The 17,398-nt window shown below is 71.7% G+C and carries 18 protein-coding genes; 11 read left to right on the top strand and 7 right to left on the bottom strand.

Features of this window, described 5'->3' with window-relative positions:
• Positions 1 to 108 precede the first annotated feature (108 nt).
• From ACLQ27_RS18245 to ACLQ27_RS18235, 3 genes are all read left to right on the top strand, one after another.
• A complete protein-coding gene (locus ACLQ27_RS18245) occupies positions 109 to 1,092 on the top strand; it encodes a ketopantoate reductase family protein (RefSeq protein WP_425867751.1) in 984 nt (327 codons plus the stop codon).
• A gap of 62 nt (positions 1,093 to 1,154) precedes the next feature.
• Positions 1,155 to 1,655, top strand: a complete 501-nt coding sequence (locus ACLQ27_RS18240; RefSeq protein ID WP_266248870.1) for a SigE family RNA polymerase sigma factor — start codon at positions 1,155 to 1,157, stop codon at positions 1,653 to 1,655.
• Positions 1,648 to 2,514, top strand: a complete 867-nt coding sequence (locus ACLQ27_RS18235) for a hypothetical protein (protein WP_425867749.1) — start codon at positions 1,648 to 1,650, stop codon at positions 2,512 to 2,514. The genes ACLQ27_RS18240 and ACLQ27_RS18235 overlap by 8 nt, the downstream gene beginning before the upstream one ends.
• 149 nt (positions 2,515 to 2,663) lie before the next feature.
• Here the strand turns inward: ACLQ27_RS18235 and ACLQ27_RS18230 are convergent, their stop codons facing one another.
• Positions 2,664 to 4,247: an acyl-CoA carboxylase subunit beta gene (locus ACLQ27_RS18230; protein ID WP_234589112.1), complete on the bottom strand. Its 1,584-nt coding sequence runs from the start codon at positions 4,245 to 4,247 to the stop codon at positions 2,664 to 2,666.
• An 85-nt stretch (positions 4,248 to 4,332) separates the two neighbouring features.
• Here ACLQ27_RS18230 and ACLQ27_RS18225 point away from each other — a divergent pair, with 85 nt between their 5' ends.
• Both ACLQ27_RS18225 and ACLQ27_RS18220 read left to right on the top strand, forming a co-directional pair.
• The gene (locus tag ACLQ27_RS18225) at positions 4,333 to 5,208 is read left to right on the top strand and encodes a biotin--[acetyl-CoA-carboxylase] ligase (protein WP_234589113.1); all 876 of its coding nucleotides are present in this window, start codon (positions 4,333 to 4,335) and stop codon (positions 5,206 to 5,208) included.
• Positions 5,209 to 5,402: 194 nt separating this feature from the next.
• A complete protein-coding gene (locus ACLQ27_RS18220) occupies positions 5,403 to 5,975 on the top strand; it encodes a PH domain-containing protein (protein ID WP_234589114.1) in 573 nt (190 codons plus the stop codon).
• Between the two features lie 47 nt (positions 5,976 to 6,022).
• Here the strand turns inward: ACLQ27_RS18220 and ACLQ27_RS18215 are convergent, their stop codons facing one another.
• From ACLQ27_RS18215 to ACLQ27_RS18205, 3 genes are all read right to left on the bottom strand, one after another.
• Entirely contained in the window at positions 6,023 to 6,775 is a 753-nt protein-coding gene (locus ACLQ27_RS18215; protein WP_425867746.1) for a MaoC/PaaZ C-terminal domain-containing protein, read from the bottom strand.
• Positions 6,772 to 7,488: a GtrA family protein gene (locus ACLQ27_RS18210; protein WP_357494269.1), complete on the bottom strand. Its 717-nt coding sequence runs from the start codon at positions 7,486 to 7,488 to the stop codon at positions 6,772 to 6,774. The genes ACLQ27_RS18215 and ACLQ27_RS18210 overlap by 4 nt, the downstream gene beginning before the upstream one ends.
• A gap of 63 nt (positions 7,489 to 7,551) precedes the next feature.
• A complete protein-coding gene (locus tag ACLQ27_RS18205) occupies positions 7,552 to 8,088 on the bottom strand; it encodes a GtrA family protein (protein ID WP_255787764.1) in 537 nt (178 codons plus the stop codon).
• Positions 8,089 to 8,528: 440 nt separating this feature from the next.
• Between ACLQ27_RS18205 and ACLQ27_RS18200 the strand changes: the two genes are divergently transcribed.
• From ACLQ27_RS18200 to ACLQ27_RS18185, 4 genes are all read left to right on the top strand, one after another.
• A complete protein-coding gene (locus ACLQ27_RS18200; RefSeq protein WP_234589116.1) occupies positions 8,529 to 10,373 on the top strand; it encodes a phosphoenolpyruvate carboxykinase (GTP) in 1,845 nt (614 codons plus the stop codon).
• Between the two features lie 37 nt (positions 10,374 to 10,410).
• Complete coding sequence (locus tag ACLQ27_RS18195; protein ID WP_357573312.1) at positions 10,411 to 11,271, top strand: hypothetical protein; 861 nt, start codon at positions 10,411 to 10,413, stop codon at positions 11,269 to 11,271.
• Between the two features lie 1,099 nt (positions 11,272 to 12,370).
• A complete protein-coding gene (locus tag ACLQ27_RS18190; protein WP_425867744.1) occupies positions 12,371 to 13,513 on the top strand; it encodes an NAD(P)/FAD-dependent oxidoreductase in 1,143 nt (380 codons plus the stop codon).
• 31 nt (positions 13,514 to 13,544) lie between these two features.
• The gene (locus ACLQ27_RS18185) at positions 13,545 to 14,315 is read left to right on the top strand and encodes an isoprenyl transferase (RefSeq protein WP_234589120.1); all 771 of its coding nucleotides are present in this window, start codon (positions 13,545 to 13,547) and stop codon (positions 14,313 to 14,315) included.
• A gap of 42 nt (positions 14,316 to 14,357) precedes the next feature.
• On the opposite strand, the gene otsB is transcribed toward ACLQ27_RS18185, so the two are convergent.
• The 3 genes from otsB to ACLQ27_RS18170 form a co-directional block, all read right to left on the bottom strand.
• On the bottom strand, positions 14,358 to 15,182 hold the full coding sequence (gene otsB / locus ACLQ27_RS18180) for a trehalose-phosphatase (protein ID WP_234589122.1): 825 nt from the start codon (positions 15,180 to 15,182) through the stop codon (positions 14,358 to 14,360).
• Positions 15,183 to 15,249: 67 nt separating this feature from the next.
• Positions 15,250 to 15,603, bottom strand: coding sequence for a hypothetical protein (locus ACLQ27_RS18175; RefSeq protein ID WP_234589124.1), 354 nt, complete (start codon positions 15,601 to 15,603; stop codon positions 15,250 to 15,252).
• 162 nt (positions 15,604 to 15,765) lie between these two features.
• On the bottom strand, positions 15,766 to 16,209 hold the full coding sequence (locus ACLQ27_RS18170; protein WP_204943358.1) for an XRE family transcriptional regulator: 444 nt from the start codon (positions 16,207 to 16,209) through the stop codon (positions 15,766 to 15,768).
• Positions 16,210 to 16,473: 264 nt separating this feature from the next.
• Here ACLQ27_RS18170 and ACLQ27_RS18165 point away from each other — a divergent pair, with 264 nt between their 5' ends.
• Both ACLQ27_RS18165 and ACLQ27_RS18160 read left to right on the top strand, forming a co-directional pair.
• Positions 16,474 to 16,830: a hypothetical protein gene (locus ACLQ27_RS18165; protein WP_234589126.1), complete on the top strand. Its 357-nt coding sequence runs from the start codon at positions 16,474 to 16,476 to the stop codon at positions 16,828 to 16,830.
• Between the two features lie 31 nt (positions 16,831 to 16,861).
• Positions 16,862 to 17,197 carry a hypothetical protein gene (locus ACLQ27_RS18160; RefSeq protein ID WP_007455629.1) on the top strand — a complete coding sequence of 112 codons (336 nt, stop codon included), beginning with the start codon at positions 16,862 to 16,864 and terminating at the stop codon, positions 17,195 to 17,197.
• Positions 17,198 to 17,398: the final 201 nt, after the last annotated feature.

The following is a 17,398-nucleotide window of genomic DNA, read 5'->3' as shown; positions in this document are numbered from 1 at the left end:
CGTCGATCATGGAGTTGTGGTGGCCACCAAAGCCGCAATCCTTATGCATTCGGGCACCATGACTCCATGATCGATGGGGTGCCGCGGGGCGGCGGGCAGAATGGGCCCATGCGATACGTGATCATCGGGGCGGGCGCGGTCGGCGGGACCATCGGCGTACGACTGGCGCAGGCCGACCGGGACGTGACAGTCGTGGCGCGCGGCGCGCACCTGGACGCGATCCGGGAGCGCGGCCTGACGCTGCGCCAGCCCGACGGCGACGTGACCGCCCGGCTCGCCGCCGTCGACGGCCCGGACGACCGGCCGCTGCCGGCCGACACGGTGCTGGTGCTCACCGTCAAGTCGCAGGACACCGAGGCAGCGCTGGCGACCTGGGTGGACGCGCCGGTCGCCGGTGGTGGCACGGCCGGCGAGCGGCTGCCGCTGGTCACCGCGCAGAACGGGGTGGCCAACGAGCGGGCCGCCCTGCGGCTCTTCGCCGACGTGCACCCGGTCTGCGTCTGGCTGCCCGCCACCCACCTCGACCCGGGCGTGGTGGTGGCCAACGGGCACCCGCACCCCGGGATGCTCCACATCGGCCGGTACCCGGGCGGCGCCGACGACACCGACCGGGCGATCGCCGCCGACCTGACCGCCGCCGGCTTCGTCGCGCCGGTGCGAACGGACGTGCTGCGCTGGAAGTACGGCAAGCTGCTCAACAACCTCGGCAACGGCCTCCAGGCGTTGCTCGGGCAGGACATCCCCGACGCGTTGGCCGAGCGGGTACGCGCCGAGGGCGTCGCCGCGCTCGCCGCCGCGCGCATCCCGCACACCTCCCCGGACGAGGAGAAGGCCGAACGCGGCGACCTGGTGCAGCAGCGCCCGGTCGACGGCGCGGGCCGCTCCGGTGGGTCCACCTGGCAGAGCCTCGCCCGGGGCGCCGGCTCGACCGAGGTCGACCACCTCAACGGAGAGGTCGCGCTGCTCGGCCGGCTGCACGGCGTGCCGACGCCGGCCAACGTGGCCGTGCAGCGGGCGGTACGGCGGGCCACCCGGGAGCGGATCGCGGCCGGCGCGTTCCCGCTCGCCGAGCTGGAGAAGATGATCGCCTGACCGGGGCAACCGACGGCCGTGTCCGGCGCGTGTTCCCTGCGACCGACACGGGGAGGTAGCGGGTGCCGGACGTCGACGGGTTCGACGAGTTCTACCGGGGGAGCCGACAACGGCTGCTCGGTTTCGTCTACGCCCTCACCGGCGACCGGGTCGAGGCTCAGGACGCGGTGCAGGAGGCGTACATCCGGGCGTGGCAGCGCTGGTCGACGATCAGCGGGTACGACGACCCGGAGGCGTGGGTGCGGGTGGTGGCCAGCCGCATCGCGGTCAGCCGCTGGCGCAGCCTGCGCAGTCGCGCCCGCGCGTACCTGCGTCACGGCGCCACCGAGACCGTTCCCGGGCCGGGCACCGACACGGTCGAGGTGGTCGCCGCGCTGCGTCGACTGCCCGAGGAGCAGCGCACCGCCATCGCCCTGTACTACCTGATGGGTATGCCGGTCGCCGAGGTGGCGCGGGAGACCGCCGCCCCGGTGGGCACGGTCAAGGCCCGCCTCTCCCGGGGGCGTACCGCGCTCGCCGGTCTGCTCGCCGTCTCTGATCTGGAGGAGGCCACCGATGCGTGACGACGACCTGGCATTCGTCGAACGGGTCCACCGTGACCTGCGTGACGTCAAGTGGCCCGAGCCGCAGGAGATCCGGGCGACGGCCCGCAGGCGTCGGCGTCGCACTGTCGCGCTGGCGACTGTCGCGGTGCTCGCGGCGGTGACCGGCCCGGCGTACGCCCTGACGGCCCGGCCGGAGGCTCCGCCCGCTGCCACCATGCCTGCGCTGCCGCAGAGCCCCGTCCGGGCGGACATCCCCCTTGACTCCCTGCTGGCCGTCACCGAGGTGCCGGTGAAGAACGCCGTGCAGCTCGGCGACGCCGGCCTCGGTGAGGTCGTCAGGTTGGATCCGACGTTGCAGAGGTGCGGTGACGACCGGGGCGTGTCGGCGATCCCCGCGTACTCCCGTTACTCGCGGTCGCAGACGCTGCTGTCGCGGAGCAAGGACGGCAGGGCAGCGGTACGCGTCGAACTCAGCCAGGACGTCTACCGGCTCGATCCGCTGGTGAGCGCGCGACTCTTCACTCACCTGAGGGCGCTGCTCGACGCCTGCCCCGAGTGGCGTTTCGCCGAATCCGTCGAGGCGGCGGGCGAGACGACGCCGAACGAGAGCAAGCACGCCTGGGAGACGGCGGCGAGCAACTTCGCCGGTGACGAGTCGATTCTGGTGCGGCACGTGCCGTTCGCCCCCCGTGGCCCGGCCTCCGGAAGGACCCTCGAGCGCTCCAGCCCGGTCGGGATGACAGTCGTGGTCCGGGTCGGCGACCTGGTCACTGTCCTGGAGCCCAGTCCGGACCTGGGCCTGGGCGACGCGGATCTCGAGGCGCTGGGCCGCACGGCCGCCCGGCGACTGTGCCCCGCTGCCAACCCGGCCTGCTGACCCTTCTTGATCCGCGCAACATCAGGGATGTTGTTGCCTCCCGAGGCCGGGAAGCAGCACTTTCCCCGAAGTTGCGCGGATCACGCGAGCAGGGCCGCGCGGATCACGCGAGCAGGGCCGCGCGGATCACGCGAGCTGCGCCGCGCGGATCACAGCGGGATGTTGCCGTGCTTCTTCGGCGGCAGGGTCTCGCGCTTCGTGCGCAGGACGCGCAGCGCCCGGACGATCTGGGTGCGCGTCTCGTGCGGCGGGATCACCGAGTCGACGTACCCGCGCTCGGCGGCCACGTACGGGTTGGCCAGGGTGTCCTCGTACTCGGCGATCTTCTCGGCCCGCACCGCCGCCGGGTCCTCGGCGCCGGCCAGCTCCGAGCGGTAGAGGATGTTCACCGCGCCCTGCGCGCCCATCACGGCGATCTGCGCGGTCGGCCAGGCGAAGTTCAGGTCCGCGCCGAGGTGCTTGGAACCCATCACGTCGTACGCGCCGCCGTACGCCTTGCGGGTGATCACGGTGACCTTCGGGACTGTCGCCTCGGCGTACGCGTAGATGAGCTTGGCGCCCCGGCGGATGATGCCGTCCCACTCCTGGCCGGTGCCGGGCAGGAAGCCGGGCACGTCCACGAAGGTCAGCACCGGGATGTTGAACGCGTCGCAGGTGCGCACGAACCGGGCGGCCTTCTCCGAGGCGGCGATGTCCAGGGTGCCGGCGAAGTGCATGGGCTGGTTGGCGACCACGCCGACCGGGCGGCCCTCCACCCGGCCGTAGCCGACCACGATGTTCTGCGCGTAGAGCGGCTGGACCTCCAGGAACTCCCCGTCGTCCAGGACGTGCTCGATGACGGTGTGGATGTCGTACGGCTGGTTCGCCGAGTCCGGGACGAGCGTGTCCAGCTCGCGGTCCTCGTCGGTGATCGTCAGGTCGGCGGGGGCCTCGAAGACGACCGGCTCGTCGAGGTTGTTCGACGGCAGGTACGACAGCAGGGCCTTGACGTAGTCGACCGCGTCGTCCTCGTCGGTGGCGAGGTAGTGCGCGTTGCCGCTGCGGGTGTTGTGCGTGCGGGCCCCGCCCAGCTCCTCCATGCCGACGTCCTCGCCGGTCACCGTCTTGATCACGTCGGGGCCGGTGATGAACATGTGCGAGGTCTGGTCGACCATCACGGTGAAGTCGGTGACGGCCGGGGAGTAGACCGCGCCGCCGGCGCAGGGACCCATCACCAGCGAGATCTGCGGGATGACCCCGGACGCGCGGACGTTGCGGAAGAAGATCTCCCCGTACAGGCCGAGCGACACCACGCCCTCCTGGATGCGGGCGCCGCCGGAGTCGTTGATGCCCACGACCGGGCAGCCGATCTTCATGGCCAGGTCCATCACCTTGACGATCTTCTCGCCGAAGACCTCGCCGAGTGAGCCGCCGAAGACCGTGAAGTCCTGGGCGAAGACGCACACCTGCCGGCCGTCCACCGTGCCGTAGCCGGTCACCACGCCATCGCCGTACGGGCGGTTGCGCTCCAGACCGAAGGCCGTGGACCGGTGCCGGGCCAGCTCGTCCAGCTCGACGAAGGAGCCCTCGTCGAGCAGCATCTCGATCCGCTCGCGGGCGGTCTTCTTGCCCCGCGCGTGCTGCTTCTCGACCGCACGCGCCGACCCGGCGTGCACCGCCTCGTCGACCCGGCGCTCCAGGTCCGCCAGCTTGCCCGCGGTGCTGTGGATGTTGGTCCCGGTCTCGGTAGTCACCCAGGGAATATAACGATGGTTCAGGTCGGTGCTGCTGTGCAGTACGCCTCAGTACCTCCCGCGGTCACCGCCGTAGGCTGACGGGATGCCGGGTTCCCCGTACACCGATCTGGACCGACCGCCGCTGTCGGCGGCCCGGCTGCGGCGCGCGCTGGTCGCGCCGAACGGGCCGTGGGCCCGCCTGGAGCTGCACGCCGAGACCGGCTCCACCAACGCGGACGTGGCCGAGGCCGCCGCGGCGGGCGAGCCGGAGGGCCTGGTGGTGGTCGCGGAACGGCAGACCGCCGGCCGTGGTCGGCGCGGCCGGGTCTGGCAGTCGCCGCCGCGCGCCGGAATCGCCACCAGCGTGCTGCTGCGGCCCGGCGAGGCCGTGCCGGACCGCGGCTGGGTCGCGGTGCCGTCCACGGCGTACGGGTGGCTGCCGCTGCTCGCCGGCGTCGCGCTGGTCGAGGCGGTGGCCCGGTTGGCCGAGTTGGAGGCCACCCTCAAGTGGCCCAACGACCTGCTCATCGGCGACGCCAAGTGCGCCGGGGTGCTGGCCGAGGCGGTGCCCGGGCGCTCGTTCGCCCCATCGCCGGCCATCGTCCTCGGCGTCGGCCTCAACGTGACCCTGCGCGCCGACGAGTTGCCGGTGAACCCGACCGGGCTGCCGGCCACCTCGCTGCAACTGGCCGGCGCGACGGCCACCGACCGGGATCCGCTGCTGCGGGCTCTGCTGCGGGCACTTGCCGACTGGTACGACCGCTGGCGCTCGGCCGGCGGTGACGCCGTGGCCAGCGGCCTGCGCGACGCGTACGTGGCGGCCTGCGCGACGATCGGCCGCGAGGTACGCGTCCTGCTTCCCAACGGCGAGGACCTGACCGGCACCGCCACCGGCATCGACAACGACGGCCAGCTCCAACTGACCACCCCCACCGGAACCCGCGTCGTATCCGCCGGAGACATCCTCCACCTCCGCTAACCCCGCCCCCACGCCCCCGCCCCGACCGCCCCGCGATCTTGCAGTTTCTGTCCGGGCGAAACGGGCAGAGGCCGCGTAACGGCGACCGAAAGTGCAAGATCGCGGAAGGTGGGGTGGGGCCGCGTGGCGGATGTTGTGGTGGGGCTTGGGGGGTTTACCGTCTGCGCGTCGAGTAAATGGCGTTGGAGGTTGTCGTGGCGTTTCCCGAAGACGTGCTCACGAAGGACGAGCACGTCGTGCTGCACCTGCACCCGCACTGGAAGGCGCTGATCCGGCCGATCGTGGTGCTGGTGCTGGCCATCGCCGCGGTGGTGGTCGGCGTGCTCCTGCTGCCCGAGAGCAGCGGTGGTTCGATCGCGCTGGCCGTGATCGGGGTGATCGCCCTGGTCGCGGTTCTCTGGCTCGGTCTGTGGCCGTTCCTGGTCTGGCGTACCACCCACTACCTGTTCACCAACGAGCGCGTGCTGTTGCAGCAGGGCGTCTTCTCCCGGGACCGGCGGGACCTTCCGCTCACCCGGATCAACGACCACTCGATGAACCAGCACTTCTTCGAGCGGCTGCTCGGCTGCGGCACCCTCACCATCGAGTCGGCGGGCGAGCGCGGCCAGTCGGTGCTCGCCGACGTGCCGGGTGTCAGCCGGGTGCAGACCACCCTCTACGAGCTGGTCGAGGCGCAGCACGACAAGCACTCGCTGGGCGACGGGGAGATGCGCGACATCCTCGCCGACATGCGCGAGGGCAAGCCGCTGCGCGACACCACGAGCTGATCCCGTTCAGCGCTGACCGTCCCGGCCCGAGCGTCGGGGCGGGACGGTCAGGCGTGCTGTTCGGCCACGGGCCCCGCGGCCGCCGACGGCCGCCCAGCCTCGGACGGCCCGGCCTCCGCCGGTCCGGCCCCGGCTGGCCCGCCATCCGCGGATCCGGCCTCAGCTGGGGATCCGGCCTCGGCTGGGGATCCGGCCTCGGCTGGGGATCCGGCCTCGGCTGGCCCGGTTTCCGCCGGTCCGGACTCGGCTGGTCCGCTTTTCTGCGGGCCGCTCTCGGCGGGTGTGGCCTCGGGGTCCGTCCCGACCGGGCGTAGCGCGAACCAGCCACGGAAGCGGGTCCGCAGCACCTCCTGCTCGGGCCGGTTGTCCGGGCCGAGGCGGAGCATGGTGCCGGTGAGGATGACGGTGCCGAGCCCGGGACGGGCGGCCGACGGGCGGGCGCCCATCACGTCGACCCGGACGGCGAGACGGTCCCCGGCGCGTACCGGGGCGAGCCACCGCAACTCCTCCAGACCGGGGGAGGCGTCCGCCGCCGCGCGGGACAGCAGGTGATCGACGTACGCCCGCATGAACAGGCTGACCGTGTAGAAGCCGCTGGCGATCACTCCGCCGTGCCGACTGGCCTCGGCGAGCTGCGGGTCGACGTGGTACCACTGCGGGTCGAAGCGGCGGGCGAAGGCCAGCATCTCGTCGCCGTCCACGGTCACGGTCCCGAGGTCCACGGTGAGCCCCGGGACGAGATCCTCGAAGAACAGCGCGGCGGGCGCCCCGGTGCCGGAGCGGATGGCGGGAGGCGTCACCGGCGGGGCGCGCGACGGGTGCCGGCGTGCAGCTCCGCGGCGAGTTCCGCGTCCAGGTCGGCGGGGAGGCCGGCGGTCAACGGTGTGGGCCGTTGCTGGGCGGGAGCGGCGCCGGTCGGGCCGGGTGTCGGGTCGGGGCGGTCACTGGACTGCGCCTCTTCCAACTCGGAGACGGATTCGGCCAGCTCGGCGACCGGGTCCATCTCGGCCATGGTGTCCCACTCGTCGCGCGGGATGTCGTGCCAGGTGGGCTCGGCCTTGGTCTCGTCCTCGGTCGGCGAGACGGGCTGGAAGACGAAGGTCCGGTACGACCAGAAGCGGAACAGCGTGGCCAGCAGCACACCTGCGGTCTTGGCCACGTTCAGCCCCAGCAGGCCGTGCACGCCGAGCCCGTACTTGGCCGCGGCCACGGCGCCCAGTTCGATGAGCAGGCCGGCCCCGTTGAACAGGAAGAACAGGACGTACTCCCGACGAAGCGCCGATTTCGGGCGATCCCGGTACGTCCAGTGGCGATTCATCAGATACGACGTGATCGTCGCGACGACGGTCGCGATCACGGTCGCCTTCAACTGACCGTTGACGAAAACGGTAAGTGCAAGGACATTGAACACCGCGTAATTGATGACGGTGTTGATGCCGCCGACGATGCCGAACTTGAGCGCCTCGTTGATGAACTTCTGCCAACGCTCAGGCAGCAGACGGACAAGACGCATGCGAAACACCTTAGGGCAGTCGGTGAAGCCGGCGATCACCGGCCGGACGAGGTGGGCGGCAGGTCACGCACCGTGGTCTCGGTCGTGCTCCACCTGCGGAACGATCGGAGTTCCCGCTTCGACGAAGACGAACCGCCGGTAGGACCAGAATCGGAACAGCGTCCCGAGGCCCGTGCCGACGATGAAGCTGGCGATGTTGTCGGCGAGCTGGGTCTGGAACACGGCCGGCCAGATGCTGCCGAGCCCGTACCGGCTGATCGCGAGGCAGGCCACCGCGATGCCGAGGCCGACGGCGTTGAAGAAGAAGAACAGCGCGTACTCCCGCGCAGGGTTGCTGCGCTGGCGGTGCCGCCAGGTCCAGAACCGGTTGCCGAGGAAGGCAAAGGTCGCCGCGATCACTGTCGAGATCGTCTTCGCCGTCACCTGCTCCATGCCGCGCGCGGTGGTCAGGTAGTTGAAGAGCGCGAAGTCGATGAGGAAGGCGATCCCGCCCACGGTGGCGAACTTGCTCAGCTCGCGCACGAGGTGACCGAAACGGTCGAGCAGTCCGCGGACCAGACCCGGTCGGGTCTGCCGGGGACCCGGTTGTTCCCCGGTCATCGTGGCGGCCACGGGGCGAGCCTACCGGCTGTCGGCCAGTCGGCGGGGTAGCAACGGCGACCGGACATCGTCGCCCGTGCCGGCCCTTTCACCCGGTACGTAGCAGGTGAACGCAGCGTGACCAAGGGGGAGGACTGACGCGCCCCGGAACGGGAATCCCCGCACCGGTCGGCCGGGCGGGTTGGCGGCCCGACCGCAAAGCGCGTCGACCGGGGTGCACGACAAGATTTGCGTGAAACTGCGCAGGAAAGCGGGTATCAGATCGTGATGCCGCAGCGTCGCCGTACCTTGTGCAGTTCTTCACAACCAGTCCCACTGACTAGGAAGGCTGCCCGGTTTACGCTGAGGCCAATCCCAGGTTTCCACGAAGGCGGCGCATGGCGTCGCTGAGACTCGTGCATCCCATAGATCGGTCAGCGTCGACCACAAGGAGATGTGTCATGGTTGCTCCGGCTGTAGTGCGGGGTATCGATCAGGCCCCGACGTCCCATCCGAAACTGCTTGCCTGGGTCCGTGAGGTCGCAGAACTGACCACCCCCGACCGGGTCGTGTGGGTGGACGGGTCGGACGAGGAGTGGCGTCGCCTCACCGATGAGTTGGTCGAGGCCGGCACCCTCATCCGCCTGAACCCCGAGAAGAAGCCGAACTCGTTCTACGCGCGCACCGACCCGACGGACGTCGCCCGGGTCGAGGAGCGCACCTACATCTGCTCTGTCGACGAGGCGGACGCCGGCCCCACCAACAACTGGATGGCGCCGGCCGAGATGAAGCGGACGATGACCGAGTTGTACCGCGGCTCGATGCGCGGGCGCACCATGTACGTCATCCCGTTCGTGATGGGCCCGGTCGAGGCCGAGAGCCCGATGTTCGGCGTCGAGATCACCGACAGCCCGTACGTGGTCGCGTCCATGCGCATCATGACCCGGATGGGCGCGAAGGTCCTCGACGCGATGGGGGACGACGCGGACTTCGTGCACGCGTTGCACTCGATCGGCGCCCCGCTCGCCCCCGGTCAGCAGGACGTCGCGTGGCCGTGCAACGAGACCAAGTACATCTCGCACTTCCCGGAGACCCGGGAGATCTGGTCGTACGGCTCCGGGTACGGCGGCAACTCGCTGCTCGGCAAGAAGTGCTACTCGCTGCGGATCGCCAGCGTGATGGGCCGGGACGAGGGCTGGCTCGCCGAGCACATGCTCATCCTCAAGATCACCTCGCCGGAGGGCAAGGTCCACCACATCGCCGGCGCCTTCCCGTCCGCGTGCGGCAAGACCAACCTGGCCATGGTGGAGCCGACCATTCCGGGGTGGAAGGTCGAGACGATCGGCGACGACATCGCCTGGATGCGGTTCGGCCCGGACGGCCGGCTCTACGCCGTCAACCCGGAGTACGGCCTCTTCGGCGTCGCGCCCGGCACCGACTGGAAGACCAACGCCAACGCCATGCGGACGCTGGACCGGGGCAACTCCGTCTTCACCAACGTCGGCCTCACCGACGACGGTGACGTCTGGTGGGAGGGCATGGGTGAGCCTCCGGCGCACCTGATCGACTGGAAGGGCAACGACTGGACGCCGGAGAGCGACAGCCTCTCCTCGCACGCGAACAGCCGGTTCTGCACCCCGATCACCCAGTGCCCGATCCTCGCCGACGAGTACTTCGACCCGAACGGCGTGCCGATCGACGCGATCCTCTTCGGTGGCCGCCGCCGGGACACCATCCCGCTGGTGACCGAGGCCCGCGACTGGGTGCACGGCGTCTACATGGGCGCGACCCTCTCGTCGGAGACCACCGCCGCCGCGTCCGGCGCGGTTGGCGTGGTCCGTCGGGACCCGATGGCGATGCTGCCGTTCATCGGCTACCACGCCGGTGACTACTTCCGGCACTGGATCGAGATGGGCAAGGGCGCCGACGGCGACGAGGCCAAGCTGCCGAAGATCTACTACGTGAACTGGTTCCGCAAGGACGCGGACGGCTCGTTCCTGTGGCCGGGCTTCGGGGAGAACTCCCGGGTGCTCAAGTGGGTCGTCGAGCGGATCGAGGGCACCGCCGACGCGGTCGAGACCCCCGTGGGCATGGTGCCGACCGCCGACGCGCTCGACGTCGAGGGCCTGGACATGACCCCGGAGGACGTCCGGATCGCGCTGAAGGTCGACCCGGACGAGTGGCGCAACGAGCTGCCCCTGATCACCGAGTGGTTCGAGAAGTTCGGTGACAAGCTGCCCGGCGTGCTCTGGGCCGAGTTGGACGCGCTGCGCGCCCGCCTGGACGCCGTACAACCGCAGCGCTAGGTGTGAACATCGCCCGCCGCGGGCAACAACGGATCCCATGAGGACGGCCGCCGAGACCGAGGTCCGGCGGCCGTCCGCCGTCCGGGTGCTCACCTTCCTGCTCGCGACGACGGCGGCGGCGACCGTCGTGGTCGAGCTGCTCAACTGGTGGTACGCCCCGGAGCAGGGCTTCGGCCTGGCCGTGCGCACCGGTTGGGCGATGCTGCGCTCGTTCGGTTTCCTGCTGCTGATCGGGCACGTCCGCCGGGGCCGCACGGTGGCCCGTCCGTTCGGGCTGATCCTCGCGGTCACCACGATCTTCGCCGTCGGCCGGCTGATCGTGCCCCGGCAGGGCGTGCCGCCGCTGCCCGGGCTGCTCGGCTTCGCCCTGCTCACCGCGCTCTGTGTGGCTGTGGTGTGGATGCTCTACCGCTCGTCGGCGCTCGCTGGGCATCTCGTCCGACACCGGCCCCGGCTGGTCATCGACCGGGCCGGCATCTCCTGGCGCGAAATCCCGCCGCGTCGGCCGCAGGCCAGCGGTTGGCTGCTGACCAGCCGGGTCGCGGCGTTCACCTACAGCCCGCTGATGCTGGTGCCGGCGCTGGTGGCCGGAGGCGCGATCCTGGACGATCGTCTGTCCGCCGTACCGGCCGTGCTGTTCTGGTTCGGCGCCGGCATCGCGGCCAGCTACGCGGTGCTGTTCTGCACCGCGTTCCTGATGCGTGGCAAGGACTGGGCGCGGGGCCTGCTGGTCGTCGTCACGCTGGCCGTGCTGGCCGTTGACCTGCCACTGTGCTGGTGGCTGCTGGGCGTGGACGGCCTGATCCGCGACGGCGCCCCGCTGCTCGCCGCCGCCGCGCTGGCCCTGTACGGCCTGCGCCGGGCCTCCCGCGCCCCAGACGCCGCCGCCCCGGTCTAGAAAGCCCCGCCGGGTTGCCCCCGTTCGCGCGCTGCGCGAACTGACGGGCTCGGTGGATGTTGTGAGGGTTGGCCCTGGGTGTGGGCTGGTTCTGGGGTGGGTGGGGTTGGCGGGTGTTGACGGGTTGGCCTGGTGTGGGGCTGGCCTGTGGCTGGCGGTGTCGGCGGGTGTTGTCGGTTGGCCCTGGGTGTGGGGCTCGGCGTGGCTGGCGGGGTTTGCGGGGTCGGTAGGTGCAGTCGAGCTGCACCGGGTTTGGGGCTGGCCCGGCCCTGCGGCTGGCGGTGTTGGCGGGTGCTGTCGAGCTGCACCGGATGTGGGCCGGCGCTCCGCTGCCCCTGCAGGGCGCTCCGGCAGTGGGGGGAACTGGCGCCTGGGTGGGCCGCGGCCGCGGCTCCCGGCCATGATCAACTCGAGATCGCCGATATCGGGGTGACCGGGCGCCCTGGACACCCCGATATCGGCGATCCCGAGTCGATCAATGCCTGACGTCGAGCCATCGGAGGCACTCCGCCCCACCAGCGGGGCAGCTCGACAGGGAACGCAGCAGGCGGGCAGGGTGCCGCTCCGGATCCACGGATCCGCAGGTCCGCGCGTCCGCAGGTCCGCGCCTGCACGGGTCCGCGCATCCGCGCATCCGCGCGCCGACGGGTCCGCGCGCCGACGGGTCCGCGCGCCGACGGGTCCGCGCGCCGACGGGTCCGCGCGCCGACGGGTCCGCGCGCCCGCGGGTCCGCGCGCCCGCGGGTCCGCGCCGCGCCTCCGCAGGTCCGAGCCTCCGCTTTAGGGCCGCTGCCTCGTCGTCGCCGGTTGCGGGCCGCCGGTTGCGGGCCGGCGGTTGATGGCCGCGCGAGGTGGCCGCCGGTCCAGGGTTTGTGGGGTCGAGGGGGCTTGGGGGGTGTTCGGCTGCGGGGTCGTTCGGCTTCGGGGCGGCCCGACCGTGCGGCGGCCGTGCAGCGGCCGTGCGGCAGCGGCGCGGGCGGGCCGCGAGGGGGCAGGATGGCGGGTGATGTCGGTCACCGTGGCCGGTGTCGATGGCCCAGGTGATCGCCGGGCGGGACGGGTACGAGCCCGCGCCGCCCCGGTCGGAGGGAGGCGCACGGTGAGCGACGAGTTCGACGTGGTGGTGGTGGGGGCGGGGCCGGCCGGGGCGGCTGCGGCGCTGACGGCGCGCAGGGCGGGCGCCAGTGTGTTGCTGTTGGACCGGGCGGACTTCCCTCGGGACAAGGCCTGCGGCGACGGGATCGCCGCGCACTCGGTGGACGTGCTCGCCGAGCTGGGCGTGACCGAGGCGGTGGCCGGCTACGCCGCGCTGCCCGCGCTGCGAATGGTCTCCCCGGGCGGCCAGGCGGTCGCTCGGGCGCTGCCCCGGCCCGCGTACACGGTGCCTCGGGAGGTCTTCGACGCGCGGCTGGTGGCGGCCGCGGTGGCCGCCGGGGCGCAGTTGCGCCGGCACAACGTCCGGCGGGTCCAGCCGCGCTCCGACCGGGTGGTGCTCGACGGGGAGCTGTCCGGCCGGGTGGTGGTGGGTGCGGACGGCGCCGGGTCGGTGGTGCGCCGGGCACTCGGCCACCCGGTGAACCCCGACCGGCACCTGGCGCTGGCCATCCGGGGGTACGCCCCGGCGCTGCCCGGCCCACCCGAGCAGCTCATCGTCACGTCGAAGGCACGCTGGCCGGCGTACGCCTGGTCGTTTCCGATCGGCGACGGGCGGGCGAACGTCGGGTACGGGGAGGTGCTGCGCGGCGAGCCTCTGAGCCGGGCGTACCTGCTGGACCGGCTGGCCGCGCTGCTGCCCGGCACGGACCTGTCGACGGTGACCGCGCTGCGCGCCCACCACCTGCCGCTGTCCACGCACCGGCCGGCACCGGGTCGGGACCGCACCCTGCTGGCCGGTGACGCCCTGTCGCTGATCAACCCGTTCACCGGGGAGGGCATCTTCTACGCGCTGCTCTCCGGTGCGCTGGCCGGCGCCGCGGCGGCCCGTGCGCCCGAGGCGGCGGCGCGGCGCTACGCCCTCGGTCTGCGTCGTCGCCTCGGCACCCACCTGCGGCACAGCTCGGTCGCCGCGTGGCTGGCACGACGGCGGCGGGTGGTCGACGCGGCGGTCCGGGCGGCCCGCCGGGACGACCGTGTGTTCGACGATGTGGTCGAGCTGGGGCTGGGCGACGGGCGGCTCACCGCCCGTACGCTGGGCATGATCGGCATCGAACTGTCCGGCGGGGATCGGCCTCCGAAGGGGTGATCCCGCTGGCGGGTCGCTACGCTGCTAGGTGATGACGCTGCGGAACCTTATCTACTCCGTGTACGAGCGCCGGCTCACGGCGAAGCTCGCGGGCAAGCCGGTGCCCCGACACGTCGGGGTGATGTGCGACGGCAACCGCCGGTGGGCGAGGGAGATGGGCTTCGTCGACCCCAACGACGGGCACCGGGTCGGCGCGGCGAAGATCAAGCATGTCCTCGGCTGGTGCGACCAGGCCGGCATCGGGCACGTGACCCTCTATCTGCTGGCCACCGACAATCTGCGCCGTCCCGCCAGCGAGTTGGACCCGCTGCTGCAGATCATCGAGGACCTGGTGGTGGAGCTGGCCGAGGAGGGCAACCCCTGGCGGCTGCGTATCGTCGGCGCGCTTGATCTGCTGCCCGCCCAGACGGCGGCGGCGCTCAAGGGCGCGGAGGAGCGCACCCGGGACCGCAGCGGCGGCGCGGAGGTCAACATCGCCGTCGGCTACGGCGGCCGACGGGAGATCACCGACGCGGTCCGTTCGCTGCTGCTGGAGCACGCCGCCTCGGGCGGCACGATCGAGGAGCTGGCCGAGGTGCTGGACGTCGAGCACATCGCCGAGCACCTCTACACCCGCGGCCAGCCCGATCCCGACCTGGTCATCCGCACCAGCGGGGAGCAGCGGCTGTCCGGTTTCATGCTCTGGCAGTCCGCGCACTCGGAGTTCTACTTCTGCGAGCTCAACTGGCCGGATTTCCGGCACATCGACTTCCTGCGCGCGCTGCGCTCGTACGCCACCCGCCAGCGCCGGTACGGCGCCTGAGCCCTGCTGCGGGCGGAGGCGAGCCCGGTCAGGGCAGCCGGGTCAGGGCAGCCGGGTCAGGGCCCGGGTGAGGAAGTCACCCAGCGCGGCCGGGGACTCGATGGTCAGGTCGGCGGCGTTGGCCACCTCCTGACCGGTCTCCGGGTTGGCGACGGCCACGCAGACGCCGAAGAAGTCCGGGTCCGCCTCGGCGCGGGCGCGTAGCGCCGCGAACGCCTTGATGTCCGAGACGTCGTCGCCGAAGTACCAGGCGCCGGTGGCGCCCTGGACCACCTCGCCGATCACCATTCCCTTGTCCCGGTCGACGGGCGGCTTGAGCTCCAGCACCATCCGCCCGGCCTGCACCCGGAGCCCCAGCCGGTCGGCCTGCGCCTGACCCCACTGCTGCACGGTCGCGCCGAGCTGCGGCGCGGTACGCCAGTGCAGCGCGACCGAGAGCCGCTTGAACTCGACGAGCGTGCCGGGTGGCAGTTCCGCCCGGGCCAGGTCGGCCAGCTCGGCCATGGTCGGCACCCACGGCAGGGCGGTGGGCTCGGTGACGGTCTCGCCACCGGAGTGGCTGTGCTCCAGCCCGTAGAGACCGTAGAGGTCGACGCCGCTCAGCTCGCCGAGGCGGTCCCGGAGGAACTCCACGGGCCGCGCGGAGACGATCGCGATCCGCTGCACCATCGGGGCCAGCGCCTCGATCGCGGCGAGGGCGTTGGGTGCGGGGCGGACCGCCGTCGGGTCGTCGTCGACGGGCGCGAGTGTGCCGTCGAAGTCGAAGAAGAGCACGGTCCCCGCCGCCCGGCCGGCAGTGAACTGCCATGCCTGATCGGCGTCCAACGGGGTCCTCGGCTGGTGGTTGCCCAGATTCAACGGTGGCACGCGCGTCAGCGTACCCCGGCGTTGAGGGCTCATTCCTGGCCGAGCACCACCGCTCGGCGGCGCGCGATCAGCGTTCGGCGGCTCCCCGTCCGCGGCGTCCGAATGGCACCACCGCAGCGTCCTGCCCGTGGCTGAGCAGGTAGCCCTCCACGAAGCCGGTGTTGCGGTCCCCGGTGCGGGTCTCGATCTCGTTGAGTCGTGCCACCAGGAACTCGGTGAGTGCGCTGATCCGGTCGTTGAGCCGCTCGTGCAGCTCCGCGACGACGGCCAGGATGACCGCCGTGCCGGCGCTGATGAGGGCGAGAAGGTTGACGGGCAGCGGCAGCTGCCCACCGTTGACCGCGAGGGTCACCACGTTGCCGGTCGCCCACAGTGTCATCGACACCGTGGCGACCACGACTGCCCACCACTTCAGGGTCATGGACAGACCCCTCCTTATGTCCCGCAGGGCTGGGTTCGGCCTTGTCCCGTCCCCCCGCCGATGACGAGCCCAAGCAGTACGAGTACGGACGCTAGCGTGCCCGTTCCGACCCCGGAGCGAAACGAATGAACCTGACCAGGCGTTCTTTCGCCATCTGAGGAACTAGCCTGCCTGATTGCCTCTATTTCGGACATCGACCGGCAACGTTGGGCGGTATGCGAGATATCTGATGGTTTCGCGGATGTGGAACTTCTCCGCGTCCGACACGTTCGGGTCGACGAGGCGGCGCAGCAGAGCCTCCACGTCCGGGTCCATCGGTGGGGCCGGCTGGCCGGCGCGCGGGCCGGTCGCGGTGCGGTCCCAGCCGAGCGCGGCGAAGGCGGCGGCGGGGTTCAGGCCCAGGCCCTCGCAGAAGGCGACGACGCGTTCGGCCTCGGGGTCGCTGGCCCAGTCTCCACGGACCCACCGGTTGATGGTCTGCCGGGAGACGCCGGTACGTCGGGACACCTCGGTGCCGCTCCAGGCCCGCGTCGCCCGCGCCTCGTCGAGGGCACGCCGAACGAAGGTGGCGAAGGCGATCTTTCGCGCATTGGCCGTCTCGGTCACCCCGTGACGGTACGACCAGCCTGGTTCGGGCGTACGCCCAGGCACGCTGCTGTCACGCTGACGTGACGGCTCTCTCGGATTCGTGGTAAACGATCCAGCGCCGCTCTGGAGGGGTGTCACCCGGGCAGAATAGATGCCCGTAGTGGCGAATGTAAGAGGACGAAAAGCTGATACTGTCACGCTCATGGGACAATCTACGGTGTGTCACGTGCATGAGACGACTGGTGCTCACATGCGTCACGCCCCCGGTGCCGAGGGGGTGTGGTGACCGAGCTCGCCACCCGAGCCCAGGCCTTCGGGCTGATCGCCGAGGGAGTGGCCGCGGGGCTGAGTGCCCCGTGGCGCCTCTATCTCGCCCGAGGCTGCCGATACCTGTCGCTGAGCGTGGGCGACCGCACCGAGTGGAACGCCTGGCGTACCCACCTCGGCTGCCCCGAGTTGAGCGTCCGTGTCTACGACGCCGGCGGGGAGATTCGCCGCTCCTCCGTCGCCGAGGTCGTGCTGGACGGCTGCCGGATCAGCGTCGAACTGGTCGAGGAGGTCAGCACCGACGACCTGGACCGGCTGCTGGTCGCGGATCCCACCGCCGACCCCACAGCGGCCGAGCCGGAGGAACGATGACGCGGCGTCCGGGCCGGGCCGGGGCCGCCCGATGAGCCCGTTCCTCGTGGTCTTCCTCGTCCTGGTGCTCGGTGCCACCAGCTACGCGGCTGGTCGGCTGCACGGGCAGCTCAGCTACCGCATCGGCTACCGCTTCGGCTATCGACAGGGCTACTTCGACGGTGACCGGGGCGCCTGGAACCGGCGTCGACGCGACGCCCAGGCGGCGATCGCCTCCGCCCTGTCGGTCTCCTCGGCGGGGGCCGTCCGCTCCGCCGGCACGGTGGCCCGCCCCGGCACCACGTACACCGGCTCGTCGTTCACGGCGCCGGCCGCCCCCATCACGGGGCGGCACCCGACCGGCACGCTCGTCCGACGGACCGGCTGAGCCGGCCGGCGGGCCGCCCCGGCGGTCCCGCCGACCGGTGCCGAAAAGCGCGGTGCGTCGTCCGCGGCGGACACGCACCGTCGGGGCCACGTCAGACCGGTGACGGTGGCCCCGGCCGGCCGGGATGCGCGCAGGGGGCATGCATCCCGGCCGGCTCGCCGCGCCCCGCTGTCGACCTGGCGGCGCGGTGTTCACAGGGCT

It is taken from the genome of Micromonospora sp. DT63, from assembly GCF_049841615.1.
In the GTDB taxonomy this organism is placed as follows: Bacteria; Actinomycetota; Actinomycetes; order Mycobacteriales; family Micromonosporaceae; genus Micromonospora.
The sequence above is the reverse complement of the archived record's forward strand: the minus strand, read 5'-3'. Positions and strand labels throughout refer to the sequence as shown.

What these genes read in the sequence shown, in the direction of transcription:
- ACLQ27_RS18200 (WP_234589116.1), top strand. Translation starts at nt 8,529, where the DNA reads ATGGTTGCTCCGGCTGTAGTGCGGGGTATCGATCAGGCCCCGACGTCC.
- ACLQ27_RS18175 (WP_234589124.1), bottom strand. Translation starts at nt 15,603, where the DNA reads ATGACCCTGAAGTGGTGGGCAGTCGTGGTCGCCACGGTGTCGATGACA.
- ACLQ27_RS18195 (WP_357573312.1), top strand. Translation starts at nt 10,411, where the DNA reads ATGAGGACGGCCGCCGAGACCGAGGTCCGGCGGCCGTCCGCCGTCCGG.
- ACLQ27_RS18235 (WP_425867749.1), top strand. Translation starts at nt 1,648, where the DNA reads ATGCGTGACGACGACCTGGCATTCGTCGAACGGGTCCACCGTGACCTG.
- ACLQ27_RS18225 (WP_234589113.1), top strand. Translation starts at nt 4,333, where the DNA reads ATGCCGGGTTCCCCGTACACCGATCTGGACCGACCGCCGCTGTCGGCG.
- ACLQ27_RS18185 (WP_234589120.1), top strand. Translation starts at nt 13,545, where the DNA reads ATGACGCTGCGGAACCTTATCTACTCCGTGTACGAGCGCCGGCTCACG.
- ACLQ27_RS18210 (WP_357494269.1), bottom strand. Translation starts at nt 7,488, where the DNA reads ATGCGTCTTGTCCGTCTGCTGCCTGAGCGTTGGCAGAAGTTCATCAAC.
- ACLQ27_RS18205 (WP_255787764.1), bottom strand. Translation starts at nt 8,088, where the DNA reads ATGACCGGGGAACAACCGGGTCCCCGGCAGACCCGACCGGGTCTGGTC.
- ACLQ27_RS18160 (WP_007455629.1), top strand. Translation starts at nt 16,862, where the DNA reads ATGAGCCCGTTCCTCGTGGTCTTCCTCGTCCTGGTGCTCGGTGCCACC.
- ACLQ27_RS18245 (WP_425867751.1), top strand. Translation starts at nt 109, where the DNA reads ATGCGATACGTGATCATCGGGGCGGGCGCGGTCGGCGGGACCATCGGC.